Source organism: Streptomyces ficellus (assembly GCF_030406405.1).
GTDB lineage: Bacteria > Actinomycetota > Actinomycetes > Streptomycetales > Streptomycetaceae > Streptomyces > Streptomyces ficellus_B.
In genome coordinates this window covers 47,274-62,685 of record NZ_JAUEPL010000005.1, presented here as the reverse complement: position 1 = coordinate 62,685, position 15,412 = coordinate 47,274, and the positions used below count along the sequence as shown (strand labels likewise).

14 protein-coding genes are annotated in these 15,412 nt (G+C 74.0%); 5 read left to right on the top strand and 9 right to left on the bottom strand.

The window, feature by feature from the left end:
* Window positions 1–149: 149 nt before the first annotated feature.
* Window positions 150–584 (top strand): cell division protein SepF, encoded by a 435-nt coding sequence (locus tag QWM81_RS05385; RefSeq protein WP_290110347.1) that lies wholly within the window; start codon window positions 150–152, stop codon window positions 582–584.
* A 13-nt stretch (window positions 585–597) separates the two neighbouring features.
* On the opposite strand, the gene QWM81_RS05380 is transcribed toward QWM81_RS05385, so the two are convergent.
* A complete protein-coding gene (locus tag QWM81_RS05380; protein ID WP_290110346.1) occupies window positions 598–1,812 on the bottom strand; it encodes an acyl-CoA dehydrogenase family protein in 1,215 nt (404 codons plus the stop codon).
* A 73-nt stretch (window positions 1,813–1,885) separates the two neighbouring features.
* Complete coding sequence (locus QWM81_RS05375; RefSeq protein WP_290110344.1) at window positions 1,886–3,628, bottom strand: MFS transporter; 1,743 nt, start codon at window positions 3,626–3,628, stop codon at window positions 1,886–1,888.
* Window positions 3,629–4,050: 422 nt separating this feature from the next.
* Here QWM81_RS05375 and QWM81_RS05370 point away from each other — a divergent pair, with 422 nt between their 5' ends.
* Window positions 4,051–5,028: a phosphatase PAP2 family protein gene (locus tag QWM81_RS05370; RefSeq protein WP_290110343.1), complete on the top strand. Its 978-nt coding sequence runs from the start codon at window positions 4,051–4,053 to the stop codon at window positions 5,026–5,028.
* 100 nt (window positions 5,029–5,128) lie between these two features.
* Here the strand turns inward: QWM81_RS05370 and QWM81_RS05365 are convergent, their stop codons facing one another.
* From QWM81_RS05365 to QWM81_RS05340, 6 genes are all read right to left on the bottom strand, one after another.
* The gene (locus QWM81_RS05365; RefSeq protein ID WP_290110342.1) at window positions 5,129–5,344 is read right to left on the bottom strand and encodes an I78 family peptidase inhibitor; all 216 of its coding nucleotides are present in this window, start codon (window positions 5,342–5,344) and stop codon (window positions 5,129–5,131) included.
* A 369-nt stretch (window positions 5,345–5,713) separates the two neighbouring features.
* Window positions 5,714–6,679, bottom strand: coding sequence for a helix-turn-helix transcriptional regulator (locus QWM81_RS05360; protein WP_290110341.1), 966 nt, complete (start codon window positions 6,677–6,679; stop codon window positions 5,714–5,716).
* 50 nt (window positions 6,680–6,729) lie between these two features.
* The gene (locus QWM81_RS05355) at window positions 6,730–7,530 is read right to left on the bottom strand and encodes a hypothetical protein (protein ID WP_290110340.1); all 801 of its coding nucleotides are present in this window, start codon (window positions 7,528–7,530) and stop codon (window positions 6,730–6,732) included.
* Entirely contained in the window at window positions 7,527–8,810 is a 1,284-nt protein-coding gene (locus QWM81_RS05350; protein ID WP_290110339.1) for a glycosyltransferase family 4 protein, read from the bottom strand. Before QWM81_RS05350 ends, QWM81_RS05355 begins: the two co-directional genes overlap by 4 nt.
* A gap of 95 nt (window positions 8,811–8,905) precedes the next feature.
* Window positions 8,906–10,192, bottom strand: coding sequence for an ABC transporter substrate-binding protein (locus tag QWM81_RS05345; protein WP_290110338.1), 1,287 nt, complete (start codon window positions 10,190–10,192; stop codon window positions 8,906–8,908).
* On the bottom strand, window positions 10,167–10,697 hold the full coding sequence (locus QWM81_RS05340) for an MTB12 C-terminal domain-containing protein (RefSeq protein ID WP_290110337.1): 531 nt from the start codon (window positions 10,695–10,697) through the stop codon (window positions 10,167–10,169). The genes QWM81_RS05345 and QWM81_RS05340 overlap by 26 nt, the downstream gene beginning before the upstream one ends.
* 105 nt (window positions 10,698–10,802) lie before the next feature.
* Here QWM81_RS05340 and QWM81_RS05335 point away from each other — a divergent pair, with 105 nt between their 5' ends.
* The 3 genes from QWM81_RS05335 to QWM81_RS05325 are packed head-to-tail and all read left to right on the top strand — an operon-like array spanning window position 10,803 to window position 14,750.
* On the top strand, window positions 10,803–11,279 hold the full coding sequence (locus QWM81_RS05335) for a hypothetical protein (RefSeq protein WP_290110336.1): 477 nt from the start codon (window positions 10,803–10,805) through the stop codon (window positions 11,277–11,279).
* Window positions 11,280–11,283: 4 nt separating this feature from the next.
* Complete coding sequence (locus QWM81_RS05330) at window positions 11,284–14,064, top strand: ABC transporter permease subunit (protein ID WP_290110335.1); 2,781 nt, start codon at window positions 11,284–11,286, stop codon at window positions 14,062–14,064.
* Window positions 14,061–14,750: an ATP-binding cassette domain-containing protein gene (locus tag QWM81_RS05325; protein WP_290110334.1), complete on the top strand. Its 690-nt coding sequence runs from the start codon at window positions 14,061–14,063 to the stop codon at window positions 14,748–14,750. The genes QWM81_RS05330 and QWM81_RS05325 overlap by 4 nt, the downstream gene beginning before the upstream one ends.
* Here QWM81_RS05325 and QWM81_RS05320 read toward each other — a convergent pair.
* A complete protein-coding gene (locus tag QWM81_RS05320) occupies window positions 14,698–15,285 on the bottom strand; it encodes a LysM peptidoglycan-binding domain-containing protein (protein ID WP_290110333.1) in 588 nt (195 codons plus the stop codon). The genes QWM81_RS05325 and QWM81_RS05320 overlap by 53 nt on opposite strands.
* Between the last annotated feature and the right edge of the window lie 127 nt (window positions 15,286–15,412).

The window sequence follows — 15,412 nt, the reverse complement described above, 5'->3', positions numbered from 1 at the left end:
TCGGGGAACCTTGACGAATCGCCACATCCTCTGCACCAGTACCGTCACGAATCCCTCGCGCGGCGACTATCCACTTGGCGCGCGATCCGCATGATGGACGACCATAGGGATAGCGGAACCACCAGTGACCGCGTTGAAAGGAGGCGTCCATGGGATCGGTGCGCAAGGCGAGTGCATGGCTCGGACTCGTCGAGGACAACGACGAGCGCTACTACGACGACGAGTACGCCGAGGGTGACCGCAGCAGCGACGCCTGGGTGACCGACCCCCGGGTACGGGTCGCCTCCGAGGCCGCGCAGGAGGAGGGCCGCCGGATCGCGACGGTCTCCCCGGACGGGTTCCGGGACGCCCGGGCCATCGGCGAGCTGTTCCGGGACGGGGTTCCGGTCATCATGAACCTCACCTCCATGGAGCCCGCCGACGCCAAGCGCGTGGTCGACTTCGCGGCCGGTCTGACCTTCGGGCTGCGCGGCTCGATCGAGCGCGTGGCGACCCGGGTCTTCCTGCTGACGCCCGCGGACACGGAGATCGTCAACGGAGAGCCCGCCGGCCGCGCCCAGGACGGCTTCTTCAACCAGAGCTAGCGGGCAGGGCCGCTTACCGGAACGCGTCGAGGCCGGTGAGTGCCTTGCCCAGCACCAGCTGGTGCATTTCCACGGTGCCCTCGTAGGTGAGCACCGACTCCAGGTTGGTGGCGTGCCGCATGACCGGGTATTCGAGCGAGATCCCGTTGGCGCCGAGGATCGTTCGCGCGGTGCGGCAGATGTCGATCGCCTCCCGTACGTTGTTGAGCTTGCCGAAGCTGACCTGCTCGGGGCGGAGTGTGCCGGCGTCCATCCGCCGCCCGAGGTGGTGGGCGAGCAGGATGCCCTTGTGCAGCTCCAGCGCCATGTCGGCGAGCTTGGCCTGGGTGAGCTGGAAGCCGCCGATGGGCTTGCCGAACTGCTCGCGCGTCTTCGCGTACTCGAGCGCCGCCTCGAACGACGACCGCGCGGCGCCCATGGCGCCCCAGACGATGCCGTAGCGAGCGTGGCTCAGACAGCTGAGCGGTCCCTTCAGGCCGGTGACGCCCGGCAGCACGGCGTCGGCCGGCAGCCGTACGTCGTCCATGACCAGCTCGCTGGTGACGCTCGCCCGCAGTGACCACTTGTGCCTGATCTCGGGCGCCGAGAAGCCGGGGCTGTCGGTCGGGACGGCGAAGCCGCGGATGCCCTCGTCCGTCCGCGCCCAGACGACCGCGACCCCGGCGACCGAGCCGTTGGTGATCCACATCTTGCGGCCACTGAGCACCCAGTCGGTGCCGTCCTTCTTGGCGTACGTCCGCATGGCGGCCGGGTCGGAGCCGTGGTCCGGTTCGGTGAGGCCGAAGCAGCCGATGGTCTCGCCGGAGGCCATCGACGGCAGCCAGTGCCGCTTCTGCTCCTCGGAGCCGTACTTCCGGATCGCGTACATGGCGAGTGAGCCCTGGACGGAGACGAGCGAGCGGATGCCGGAGTCGGCGGCCTCCAGCTCCAGGCAGGCCAGCCCGTACTGGACGGCGCTCGCGCCCGCGCAGCCGTACCCCTCCAGCGACATGCCGAGCGCGCCGATCGAGCCGAGCTCGCGGGCCAGTTCGCGGATGCCGGGCAGCTCGCCCTTCTCGTACCAGTCGGCGATGTACGGCAGGACCCGGTCGGCGGCCCAGGCGCGGACGGTGTCGCGGACGGCGAGGTCCTCGGGGGCGAGCAGGTCGTCGACGCCGAGGGGGTCGCGGGGGTCGAAGGAGGGGAGCTTCGCGGGCTGGTGCGCGGGCTGCTTCGAGGATGCGGACATGGCGGGGCCTCCGGCGGCTGAAACGCCGCTAAAACTAGCGCTGTTAGTCACGGCTCGGCGCTGACGTTACGGCTCAGTGTGCCGTGCGTCCAGACCCGGCCGACTCCGCGGGCGCGCGCCGCGCGGGCACATGGGCCCCCGGCTCCGCCGCGTACCCCTCACGGCGGGTCTCCCGCTCCGCCCCGAAGCGGGCCTCGGGCCGCGGACCGGGCACCCCATCGGCCCGGACGCCGTCCGGCTCCGCCCCGCCGCCGGCGCCCAGCCGGGCATCCGGGTCGGCCGGGCACTCCATCACGCGCGGCAGCCGTACCGCCATCAGCGCGCCGAGCAGCAGCAGCCCCGCGCTGACGAACAGCGTGACGTGCAGCCCGTGGACGAAGGCGTGCCGCGCCGCCGTGCGCAGCGCGTCGCCCGCCGGGCCGCCCAGTTGGGCCGCGACCTGGTAGGCCTCGCCCAGCGAGTTCGCGGCGGCCGAGCCGGCGGGCTCGGGCACGCCCGGCACCCGTTCGAGGCCGGGCGCGTACGCGGCGTTCATGACGCTGCCGAGCAGTGCGATGCCCATGCCGGCGCCCAGTTGGTAGGACGTCTCGCCGATCGCGGCGGCCCCGCCCGCGCTGTGCGCCGGGGCCTCGCTCAGCATCGACTCGTACGCCCCGAACAGCGTCGTCTGGAGCCCGAAGCCGAGCAGGACGAAGCCGGCCGTGAGCAGCAGCGGCCGGTCGTGCTGTCCCATCAGGACCAGCAGCAGGACGGCACCGGCGGTGAGGACGAAGCCCCAGCCGACCATCCGGCGCGGGCCGACGCGCCGCAGCGTGTACGAGCCGGTGGCACCGGCGGCCATCGCGGCGAAGGTGAGCGGCAGCAGCCGCAGCCCGGTCTCCAGCGGGCTGAGCCCGAGGACGAGCTGGAGGTACTGGACGGCGATCAGCTCCAGGCCGACCAGCGCCAGCATGGCGAGGACGATGCAGCCGACGGAGGTGGTGAAGGCGGCCCGGGCGAACATCCGCGTGTCGATGAGCGGGTGCGCGCGGCGCCTCTGGCGTCGTACGAACACGATCAGCAGGGCCGCTCCGGCCAGCAGGGGTCCGGCGGTCCCCATGCTCAGCAGGGACTCGCCGGCGCCCGCCCGCTTCACGCCGAGGACCACGCCGAGCACACCGGCCGCCGCCATCAGCGCGCCGGTCACGTCCCACGGCCCCTGGCCGCTGCCCTTCGACTCGGGCAGCAGCCAGCGGCCGAGCGGCAGGATCAGCGCCATCAGCGGGATGTTTATGAGGAAGACCGAGCCCCACCAGAGGTGCTCGACCAGGAACCCGCCGAGGACGGGTCCGGTGGCGGCGCCGACTGCGGCGACCGCCGTCCAGATGCCGATCGCCGTGGCGCGTTCGCGCCGGTCCGGGAAGACCGCGCGGAGGATCGACAGCGTGGCGGGCATGATCATGGCGCCGCCGACGCCGAGCAGGGCGCGGGCGGTGATCAGCACGGCGGGCGTGTCGGCGAAGGCCGCGACCGCCGAGGCCACGCCGAACAGTCCGTAACCGGCCAGCAGGACCCTGCGGCGCCCGACGCGGTCGCCGAGCGTGCCGAAGAGGATCAGCAGCGAGGCGCAGACCAGCGGGTAGGCGTCCACGATCCACAGCAGCGCCGTGGCGCTGGGGCGCAGGTCCTCGGTGACGGCGGGGACGGCGACGTGGAGGACGGTCGCGTCGAGGGCGACCAGCAGCAGGCTGACGCAGAGGACGACGAGGACGACCCAGCGGTTTCCACCGCCGCCGGCGGCACGCAGGCGTGCTCCGGCCGTGGTCGTCACGGACATGTACGTACCTCCCACAGACGAATCCCTCGCGCTCGGTGGGCACCGGCCGGAGGGGGACGTCCTCCGGGGCGGCCCGGCATCGACGGGCGAGTGAGCCGTCAGCGTACGCGAGTCCGGCCCTGTGACGCGTGGTCCAGCTCTCACGGGGGCAGGAGTGGGCGTGTGGCGTACGCCACTCCGGCCGCCCGCCGGAGCCCCACCCGGAGGGAGTAACCCGGGGGTCGCGGCCCGACCCCGCTCATTTCCCGCCACACACAAACACACTTGCGGAAGGGGCCCGCGGACAATAGGGCCCACGGCCCCCGAGGTTTATGGATAAGCAGCGAATAAACAGCGGACTGAGACGCACTCCACATCACATCGTCATCACGAAAGGACCGGATGGACGTGGGCTGACACTCACTCCCTGTAACGTCGATTGGGTGCGTACCGACATCTTTGCCCGTCTGGACCGGGAGCCGGAACCGCCGAAGATTGAGATCCCGCGGATGAGCCGCACCCGTCTCGCCCTCTTCGGCGGGACGTCGGCGTTCTACCTCGCCATCGTGGTGGCCGTGCTCGTCTCGTCGTGGCTGGTGACCCTCGACTGGAAGGTCATGCTCTTCCGGCCGTATCAGCAGTGGCCGGAACTGCACGCGACGCTGGACTACTTCGTGGTGCTGGGCCAGCGCGGCCCGACCGCCGTGATGGTGGCGGCCTGGCTCGGCTGGCGCTCCTGGCGGCAGCACACGCTGCGGCCGCTGCTGGCGCTGGGCGCCGCGCTGCTGCTGCTGAACGTCACGGTGGGTGCGGTGAAGCTGGGCCTGGGCCGGCTGGGGCCCCACTACGCGACGCGGATCGGCTCGGCCGAGATGTTCGCGGGCGGCGATATATTTCCTTCCGGACATACCGCCAACGCCGTGGTGACCTGGGGCATTTTGGCGTATCTCGCCACCACTCCGCGGGCCAGACGCTACCTGTCGGCCCTGTCCGCCGTGGTGGCCCTGGGCGTCGGCCTGACCACCGTCTACCTCGGTACGCACTGGCTCAGCGACGTCCTGCTCGGCTGGGCCGCCGGTCTGCTGATCCTGCTCGGACTGCCCTGGTGCGAGCCGCTGATCGCCCGTAGCGAGGCGATGGTCTTCGCGGTGCGCGAGCAGTTGCGGGCGCGCCGCCGCCAGGCGCCCTCGCTTCCCGTCGCGGCGGGCGGGCCACGGCCCGCTGCCTACCGGACGCGGCTGACGGGACCGGAGGAGGTGCGCGAGCCGGTCGGAACGGCGGGCGGCACCGGCTGCCCGGCGCCGGTCAGGACCACGCTCACCCAACCGCGGCCGCACGCGGTGGTGCGCTCGGAGCGGACGCCGGTCACCCCGGCGGGCACCCGCCGGCCGCCGCGTTCGCGCCCGCTGACGGGCGGCTGACGGTCCGTCGAAGCGCCACGGCGGACCAGGACCAGGCGCACATGGCGAAGGCCCCGGCTTCCACGGCCGGGGCCTTCGTCGTGCGGGGATGCTTCCGGGGTCAGCCGACCCAGCAGCGGGTGACGGTGCTCCCGTCGACCTCGAAGTTGATCCGGCCGGCCACGAACTCCATGGTGATGATGGAACCGGGCGGCAGCGACCGCACCGTGGTCCAGCCTCGGGAGCGGGCGCGTTCCTCCGCGCCGTGTCGGTCGAGGCCGACGTACGACTGCGGGGTGTCGTCGGGCTGTGCGGGAGGGGTCGGAATCGGTGCCATGCCCTTCACCGTAGGCGGCCGCGGACGGTGACGGAAGCCTGGCGCCGGACAGGGCCACACCACCCTCACGTACCTCCCCGGTCACGCTTGTGTCACAGGATCACGACATACGTTCGCTATGCGTTCCGTACGTCCCTCTTCACTCCCCGAGCCGCCGGTGGCCAATTCCGGGGGAATTCCTTACGTCCCCCGACCCGCCCCGATCCGCCGTACGGGCGAATTTCCCCCCGCCTCCGAATAGCCTTCGGCATATCGTCACGAGAATGGAGGGCGTACCGGGAATTCATGGCCGCCCGCGCAATTCCCGGTACGCCGGCACATCGCCGGGCGCACCTCCGGACCCACCGCCGGACGCACCGCCCGATCGGGCTACGCGGACCGGTCCAGGGCCCGTGAGAGACGGTCACGGATGTCCCTGATGCGGGCGTCCAGCTCGGGCGGTTCGATCACCTCGAACTCCAGCCCCATCAGCACGACGTGGATCACCATGACATCGAGACTCGTGGCCCCTGTGCGCAGGACGCACGTCGTGTCGCTCTCGGCCTCCAGGTGGCCGTCCGCCGGGCCCACCGCCCGGGCGGCCTCGGCGAGCGGCGCGTGCACGCGGATCACGGCCTTCGCCGCGTACGCCGTCGTGGACACGCCCTCGCAGACGTACGCCGCCAGGTCCTCGGCGGGCGGTGTACGGGGCGCGAAGCGCGGACCGTGCGGCGGCTTGGGGACGATCCGGTCCGCCCGGAACGTGCGCCAGTCGCGGCGGTCCACGTCCCAGGCGACGAGGTACCAGCGGCGCTCGCTGCACACCAGGCGGTGCGGCTCGACGGTGCGGCGGGTGGCCGCGCCGCTGTGGTCCCGGTACGCGAAGCGCAGCCGCTCGCTGTCCCGGCAGGCGCCCGCGAGTTCGGTGAGCACGGAGGGGTCCACCGGGGACTCGGGGGCGCGCAGCATGGGGACGGTGAACGTGGTGAGCGTGCTGACCCGGCGGCGCAGCCGGTCGGGCAGGACCTGCTCCAGCTTGGCCAGGGCGCCCACGGAGGTCTCGCCGACGCCCTCGATGCCGCTGCCCGCCGCGGTGCGCAGCCCGACGGCGACCGCGACCGCCTCGTCGTCGTCCAGCAGCAGCGGCGGCAGCGCGGCGCCCGCGCCCAGTTGGTAGCCGCCGCCGGTGCCGGGGGTGGCGTTGACCGGGTAGCCCAGCTCGCGCAGCCGGTCGACGTCGCGGCGCACCGTGCGCGGGGTGACGCCGAGCCGTTCCGCGAGGTCGGGGCCCGACCAGTCGCGGTGCGCCTGGAGCAGGGACAGCAGGCGCAGCAGTCGTGCCGAGGTCTCCAACATGGACGCGAGTCTGCCACCGGTCGCGGACAGCTACCGTCCGCGATGAGGGCTCAGCGCGTCACCCGTACGCACAGGTCGTTGTCGCTGGTGTAGCAGGGCGCCGCCGTGTAGCCCTCGCCCTGGTGCCGCGGGTAGACGAAGACGTTCTTCCGGTCCCACACGTCGTCCAGGATGCGGGAGATCCGCACCGGCTCCGCGTGCGGGCCGGGGCGCAGCCACAGCTCCCACAGCCGCTGCCCGTCGACCGGCCGCGGCTCGGCGAGCGGGTCGTAGGCGAGGGTGAAGGCGAAGCCGCCCTGCCCGCCTTCGGCCGGCACCTGGTGGACCCGCTCGCCCAGCCGCGCCTCGGCCACCGCGCCGGGGCCGAGCTCCGCCCCGTACAGCATCCCGTCGACCGTGCAGGTGCCCTCGCCGAAAGTGAGGCCGCCGGCCTCGGCGTGCGGGCCGCGCACCCAGCTGCGGACGGCGAGCCGGCCGTCCGCCGTGGGGTAGGGAAGGTGGACGTTGACCCTGCCCTCCTCGTCGGGGACCCGGTCGATGAGGGCGCGCAGGTCCCGGATGCCGGGCTCGACGGGCCGCTCGCCCAGGTACACGTCCCAGCGGCCCTCGGCCAGCTCCACCGTGCTGGGCAGCACCGCGCGCATATGGCCCTCGCCCGCCGGGGTGAGCGGCAGCCGGGCCTCGTCCGCCGGGCCGGCGCCGCCGCGCCGGCGCAGCACCAGCACCGGCTCGGCCGTGTCGACGACCACTATGTCGAACGTGATCCCGCCGGCGGAGTCGGCGAGGCAGTCCGCGCGCGGCGCGCCGGGCCCGGGGGGCGGGACGGGGGCCGGGGTCGTGGCGTCGGTCATGCGGGCTTCCCCTTCCGGAGCACGTCGGCGGCCTTGTACCGCGCCGCGTACACGGCGTCGAGCACCCCGCCGCGGGTGCGGTGCAGGGCGTCCCTGACCCGGCCACGGGAGCGGCCGTTGCCGCCCCGGGCGACCAGCTCGGCGAACAGCGCCTCGTGGCGCTCGGCGATCCGTACCGGGTCGAACCGCTCCGACGCGGCGAGCGCGGCCCGTCCGGTGCGGCGCCGCAGGTCGTCGTCCTGGATGAGGCCGAGCAGCGCGTCGGCGATCGCGTCCACGTCGCCGACCGGCACCAGGCGTCCGTCGACGCCGTCCTCGATGATCTCGCCCGGGCCGTGCGGGCAGTCGGTGGAGACCACGGGCAGGCCGCAGCGCATCGCCTCCACGATGGTCATCCCGAAGGACTCCAGGCGGGAGGTGACGGCGGCGATGGAGCCCTTGACCCACTCGGGCTCCAGCGGGTTCACCGTGCCCATCAGGAACACGTGGTTGTGCAGGCCGCGCTGCTCGATCAGGGCGCGCAGCGCGTTGCGCTCGTTGCCGGTCGCGTCGCCCGCGCCGTAGATGCGCAGCCGCCAGTCGGGCCGGGCGGCGACCACCTTCGCGAACGCCTCGACCAGCAGGTCGTACCGCTTGACCGGGGTCAGCCGGCCGGCCGCGACGACCCACTTGGCGGCTCCGTCGGCGGGCTCGACGGTCGGCGCCGGGACGCTGTTGGGTACCGCGTCGACGCGTACGCCCGGCAGCTTGAGCTTGCCGCGGTAGGAGCGGGCGTCGGCCTCGGTGACGGTGGTGATGGCGTCGAGCAGGGCGTACCGGTGGCCGATCTCGCGGCGCAGCCGGTAGCCGTGGCTGTCCAGCGTCAGGTGCTCCTGGCCGACCCGGACCGGGCCGCGGCGGGCCTGGCGGGCGATGTGGACGTTGAGGCCGGGGCGGGTGCCGACGACGACATCGGCCTGGAGGGACTTCAGGTGGGCGGCGATCCGGGCGTCGGTGAGGCGGCTGTACTGCTTCCACCGGCCGTCGCCGCGCGGGAAGACCCTGGCGGGCTTGGTGTAGTCGGGGTGGCCGCCGTCGTAGGTGGGGCTGTTCTTGCGGAGGTCGACCAGGTGCTTCATGGTCACGCCGGCCGGGGCGCCGAGGGTCGGCTCGTCGCGGTGGCGGAAGACCGACACGATCTCGACGTCGTGCCGCTCGGCCAGGGCTCGGGCGAGGTTGAACGTCGTACGGATTGTGCCGCCGATTCCGTAGGCGTTGTGGAGCAGAAAAGAGATGTGCATCGCGTCGCCGCGTCCCCCTGGTCCGGACTGGTCGTCGGTGGTGGTGGTGATCCTTGGTCGTCAGAAGTGGACTGTACTTGGTGGCGGGCATGGCTTCAGGGCCGGTAGCCGAGCTGGGGGACGGTGGCGCAGTTCTTGGTCATCTCCCCCTGGGAGACCCAGCCGCGGCCGTCCTGCCAGCGGGCGACGGACAGGCAGGTGTGGCGGGTCCTCGGCGGCTCGGGCAGCCGCTCGAAGCGGACGGGCAGGAGCAGGTCCCGGGCGGTGTAGGGCTCGGCGCGGTTCATGAACCGTTCGACGCACGCGCGCGTGAGGCCGGTTTTCGCGCAATGGCGCGCCGCGTCCGTGAACCACATGGCGGCGGCCCAGCCCTCCAGCGCCCACTGCGAGAGCGGCTTGCCGTTCATGGCCTGCCGGAATTCCCGTACGGAAGGGTGGTCGCGTTCGTCGTGGTTGCGGCTGGAGCCGGTCACCCACAGGGCGTTGCGGCAGCGTGGCGCGTCCTTGTAGTCGCGGGGCACGGACTGGTTCCAGTTCTGGACGTTGGTGACCTTGGCGGTGACGTTCACATCGACGGCGTCCATGGCCTCGCACAGCTGGGCGTTGCCGTGCGTGTCCAGGGCGTCGAAGACGAGGTCGGCGCCCTGCTCGCGCAGGTCGGCGGCGACGGCGCGGTAGTTGGGCAGCGCGAAGTCCACCTGTTCGGTGACGACCCGGTAGCCCTCGGCCTTCAGCCCGTCGCCGACCAGCCGGGCGTACGCGGCGGAGGCCGCCTGGTTGTAGGAGACGACGGCCGCCGTACGGGCGCCGTGTTCGCGTTTGAACCAGCGGTAGACCTCGGTGCCGCCGTAGAGGAGGCCGTTCCAGCCGGGCTCGTCCCCGGTGCGCGGGGCGGAGCTTCCGTAGATCCCGTACAGATGCGGATAGGTGTCGTAGGCGGTGCCGAGCGGCTGGCCGCCGATGTCGGGAACGCCGGCCCCGGAGACGCGCGGGGCGCCCGCGTAGTCCAGGGCGGTGGTGGCGACCAGCGCGAACACGCGCTTTTCGTCGATGAGCCGGTGCACGCACTCGTTGTTGCCGACGCCACTGCCGCCGTCGTCGCAGACGGTCACCTCCACGCGGCGGCCGTCGATGCCGCCGCGGGCGTTGAGGGCGTCGAAGTACGCCAGCGCCCCGTCGCGGGGCCCGGTGAGGGCTTCGCCGCCGACGGGGCTCGTGGCGCCGGTGATGACGCCGATACGGAGGGGCTCGGCGCCGCCGGTGGTCGGGGCGGGCCGGCGGGTGGTGAAGTCGCCCTCGGACAGACGGCTGCCGCACGCGGCGCTCAGCGTGAGGAGCGCCGCGAGCGACAGGGCCTCAGCAACCCGGTACGGCCGTCGCATTGGGGCTGAGCTTCACCAGCGCGCACAGCGTCTTCGTGGAGACCTTCCAGGTCCCGTCCTGCTCGACGGCGGTGCCCTTGGAGTTCGGCAGGGCGGGCCTGCCGCCGACCAGCAGGTCGTAGGTGACGTTGGCCTGGGTGGCCGAGGTGAAGGCGACGTCCTTGACGTTCACGGACGTCTGCGCGGCGTTGGGGTCCCGGGCGAACGCCTGGAGGACCGGCTGCATCCGCTGGCCGTTCTCCAGCAGCTTGACCTTCTCGGCTGCCGGGGTCCTCGGGCTGAAGAACGCCGTCCAGTTCTTCTGGATCTGCTGCCGGGCCGCCGCCGGGTCGGCGGGCTGGTTCTGGGTCGGCGTCTGGGTTCCGGGCGAGGTGGCGGTCGCGGTGGGGGTGGGGGACCGCTGGGGCTCGCCGCCGTTGTCGTCGCCGCAGCCCGCGGCGACCGGTACCAGTACCAGGGCCGCCGCGGCCGCGAGTGCCGCGGTGCGGTGGGAACTGCGAAGCATCGTGTGGACCATCTGGCTCACCGCCGGTTTCCGGGGTCTGTGCCTTTTTGGGCCTTCTTGGGCATAGTGCAAGGAATCACCCCATCTCGCCAGCGGAGGCCGGGAATGCCGACATCACGACTGCTGTGGTGGGGCGGACTGGTCGGCGTCACCGTGGGCGCGGTGCTGTGTGTGCTGGGCTGGTACGGCGTGTCCGGTGAACGTTTCGCCGAGCGGCAGATCCCCTACCTGGCGTCCTCGACCGTGCCGGGCGCGGCGCTGATCGTGGCGGGCGCGGTGCTGCTGGCCAGGGCGGCGCCGGGGCCGGCCGCGGTGGGAGTGTCCGGGGCGCACCGGCCGCCCACGGAGCCCGAGGGGCCCGCAGGGCAGGCGGAGGCCACGGGGCCCGCGGAGGCCACGGGGCCCGCAGGGCGGGCGGAGGCCGTGGAGGACCGCCCCTCCTCCGGCGCACCGCCGGTGCGGGTGCCCGGCGGGACGCTGGCGCACCGCCCGGACTGCCCGCTGGTGGCGGGCAAGCCGGACGCCGTTCCGGTCGGTGACGCGCGGCTGGAGCCCTGTCCGGTGTGCGAGCCCGGGAGCTGACCGGGTGTCCTCCCTGACGTACGAACTGGTCCTCGCGGGACTGGCCGTGGGCAGTGCGGCCGCCCTGACCGGGATCGGGCTCATCGTCACCTACCGGGCGACGGGCGTGCTCAACCTGGCGCACGGCGCCGTCGCCATGGTCTGCGCCTACGTGCTGCGCCAGCTGGTGGTGGAGTGGGGCTGGCCGCTGCCGCTCGCCGCGTGCGTGACGCTGCTGGTGGTCGCCCCCGGCATCGGGCTGGTGCTGGACCGGGCGGTGTTCCGTCCGGCGGCGGTGCTCGACCTGGACCCGGCGCGGACGCTGGTGGCGTCGATCGGCGTGTTCGTACTGCTCGTGGGGGGCGCGGCGCTGCTGTGGGGCGGCGGGGCGCGGGCGGACGCGCCGGTGCTGCTCGGCGACGACCCGTGGCTCCAGCTCGCCGCGGTGGTCCTGGTGGGCGGTTCGGTGGGCGCGGTGACCCGGTGGACGCGGCTGGGGCGCCAGCTGCGGGCGGTGGTGGACAACCGGGAGCTGGCGGCGCTGGGCGGGATCGACGCGGACCGGGTGTCGGCGGCGGGGTGGGCGTTCGGCTCGTTCACGGCCGGACTGACGGGCGTGCTCCTCGCGCCGTACCTGCGGCTCGATCCGTACGGGCTGCCGCTGCTGGTGGTCGAGGTGATCGCGGTGGCGGTGGTCGCCCGGATGCGGAGCCTGCCGGTGGCGGTGGTGACCGCGCTGGCGATCGGTATCGGCCAGGCGCAGCTGACCCGGTTCCACCCGGTGGGCTGGGCGGGCCCGCTGGTGCAGGCCGTCGCCACGAACCTGTTCGTCGTGGCCCTGCTGGTGGCCGCGCTGGCGCTGCCGGGCGTGGGGGCGCGGGACGCCCTGCCGCGCACGTCCACGGCGGGGGCGCGGGTGCCGGCGGGGGTGTGGGTGGTGGCGGGCGTGCTGTTCCTGCTGCCGCTGGGCTTCGCGGGCCCGGACCTGCAGACGTCGGTCCAGGTGCCCGCGCTCGCCGTCATCCTTCTGTCCCTGGTCGTGGTCACCGGCCGGGGCGGCCAGATCTCGCTGGGCCAGGCGGCGTACGCGGGCCTGGGCGCCCTGTTCACGGCGCTGCTGGCGGCGGGGCGCTTCCCCGGGGTGCCCCGGCTCCCGGAACTGACCGCGCTGCTGGTGGCCGTGGTGCTGGTCGCCCCGCTGGGGGTGCTGACCGGGTGGCCGGCGATCCGCCGCCACGGCCTGGCGCTGGCGCTGGCGACGCTGGCGGTGGGGGTGGCGGCGAGCCGGTTCGTCTTCGCGCAGCCGTACGCGACGGCGGGGCTGTCCCTGTCGCGCCCGGCCGGCTTCGCCTCGGACCGCCGCTACTACGTCCTGGAACTGGTCGTCCTCGCCCTGGCCCTGCTGTACGTCGCGGCGCTTCGCCGGGGGCGTACGGGCAGGGCGCTGGCCGCGCTGCGCGACCACGAGGCGGGCGCGGAGGCGGCGGGCGTGCCGGTACCCGCCCTGAAGCTCCTCGCCTTCGTGGCGGGCGCGGCCCTGGCGGCTCTGGGCGGCGGCCTGCTGGGCATGGGCGTGCGCGCGTTCGACCCGGAGGCGTACGACCCCGTGCGCGGCCTGCTGTGGTTCGCGGCTGTCCTGGTGCTGGGCGCGGACAGCCTGCTGTCCCCGCTGGCGGCGGCGGTGCTCCTGGTCGGCCTGGACGCGGGCGCACGGGGCGGCGCGGCGGCGGCGGTCATCGGCCTCCTGGCCGCCCTGACAGCCCGCCTCCCGCCCCTGACGTCGCTGCTGCCCGGTACCGCAAAGCGTCCCGGCGCCGGGATGGCCGGGGGCCGAGGCGGTGCCTTGCGCGCGGCACGCGCGCGTGCAGCCCGTCCGTCTTCCGCCGGGCGCCCGGCGCAGGACGGTGCTCCACCGCGCATCAGCCCGGTCCGCGACCGGCCACCGGCCTCACGGGAGCCAAGGACGTATGGCACCGGCCCGGCCGGAGGCCGAACGCCACCCGCAGCCGCCGACGGCGGCCGGCCACCCACGGGAAGACCCGCACCCGACCTCCCCACCCGCACGGGTAGGGACACCAGCCCGGCCGAGGGCCGGGCGCACCCCCACCGGCCGGCACCGGCCGCAGCCGCCGCACCCGCTCCCACCCCCGCCCCCACCCGCACCCGCGGCCTGGAGGCCCACCGCCTCACCCTCCGCTACGGCGGGTTCACCGCCCTCGACCGCGTCGACCTGCTCGTCCCGCCCGGCGGGATCACCGCCCTCATCGGGCCCAATGGCGCCGGCAAGAGCAGCCTGTTCCACTGCCTGGCCGGCACCACGCGCCCCACCTCCGGCCGCGTCACGCTCGACGGCGCCGACATCACCGCGCTCCCCGCTCACGCCCGTACCCGGCTCGGGATCGCCCGGACGTTCCAGGAGCTGGCCGTCTTCCCGACCCTGACGGTCGAGGAGAACGTACGCGTCGGCGCCGAACAGGGCCGCGTACGCGACGATCCGCGCGCGGTCGAGCAGGCCCTGCGGCTCCTCGGGCTGACCGGCGCCCGCCTCCTGCCCGCCGCCGGGCTGTCCACCGGCACCCTGCGGCGGGTCGAGCTGGCCCGGGCGCTGGCCGGGCGGCCGCACACGCTGCTGCTCGACGAGCCCGCCGCCGGGCTCGACGCGGGCGAGACCGCCGCCCTCGCCCGCGTACTCAAGGCCCTCGCGGCGGACGGGACGGCCGTGCTCGTCGTCGAGCACGACCTCGACCTCGTCGCGGACATCGCCCACACCGTGCACGTCATGGAGGCGGGGCGGATCGTGTCATGAGCGTCGAGATGGAACTGCGGTCGGCCCGCGTCCGCTACGGCCCCCTGGAGGCCCTGCACGGCATCGACCTGCCCGTCCCGGCCGCCACCCTCACCGTGCTGCTGGGCCGCAACGGCTCAGGGCGTACGACCGTCCTGCGCGCCCTCGCCGGGACCGTGCCGCTGAGCGCGGGACGCGTCCTGTGGCGCGGCGCCGACGTGACCCGGCTGCACGCCCACCAGCGGGCGCGCCGCGGCCTGTGCTTCGTACCGGACCGGCGCGCCCTCTACGCCACCCTCACGGTCGCCGAGAACCTGGAACTCGCCGCCCAGGGCCCCGACGTCGCGACCGCCCTCGACGTGTACCCGGAGCTGCGCCCGCTCCTCCCCCGCCGTGCCGGCACCCTCTCCGGCGGCGAGCAGCGGATGCTGGCGCTCTCCCGCGCCGTGCTGGCACCCGCGCGCGTCGTCCTCGTCGACGAACCGGCCCTCGGCATGTCGCCCGCCGTCGCGGCGCGCACCTACCGCCACCTCGGCGCCCTGGACGCGGCGGTCGTGGTGGCCGAACAGCGCCCGCCGGCCGGCCTGCCGCCCGGGACGCTCGTCCACGAACTGCGGCGCGGCTCGCTCCGGTTCAGCGGCGAGCTCGCCGAGTTCACTTCCCGGACTTGGGGAGGGGAGGAAGGGCCAGCATCATCCCGGGCCTGATCAGGTGCGGATCGTCCCCGATGACCTTCTTGTTGGCCTTGTAGAGCGCCTTCCAGCCGCCCTGCACCTTGAACCGCTTGGCCACGGCGGTCAGCGTGTCGCCCGGCTGCACGGTGTGGGCACGGCCGGAGAGCCCGTACTTCTTGGAGCACGTGGGCCAGGCCTGCCAGCCCTGCCACCGCAGCACCTCCTGCGCGACCGTGATCTGTTCCTTACGCGTCGCCAGGTCGGCGCGGCGGGCGTACTTCAGGCCGCCGTACGCCTCCCAGGTGGACTGCCGGAACTGCAGCCCTCCGTAGAACCCGTTACCGGTGTTGAGGTCCCAGCGCCCGCCGCTCTCGCACTCGGCGACGCAGCCCCACGGCCACTGGTCGGAGGCGCAGGCGGGCGCGGCGTACGACGCGGAGACCGGCCCGGGCCCGGGCGGCGGCGGATAGGCGACGCCGCGCGCGGAGTGAGCCTCCGCGCCCGTCGTCCCGGTCAGCAGCAGCACCACGGCCGGCAGCAGGGCCGGCCAGAAGCGGATCTTCGGCATCGGCCCACGCTAGGCGGCCCCGGGCGGCCCCTCGCCGCCGCCGCGCGGGGCGTCGCGAGGGCCCCACCCGGTCGGCCCACGCACCGGGGCGGCACGCAGACCGTGACTCCGGCCGCAGATCACCCGT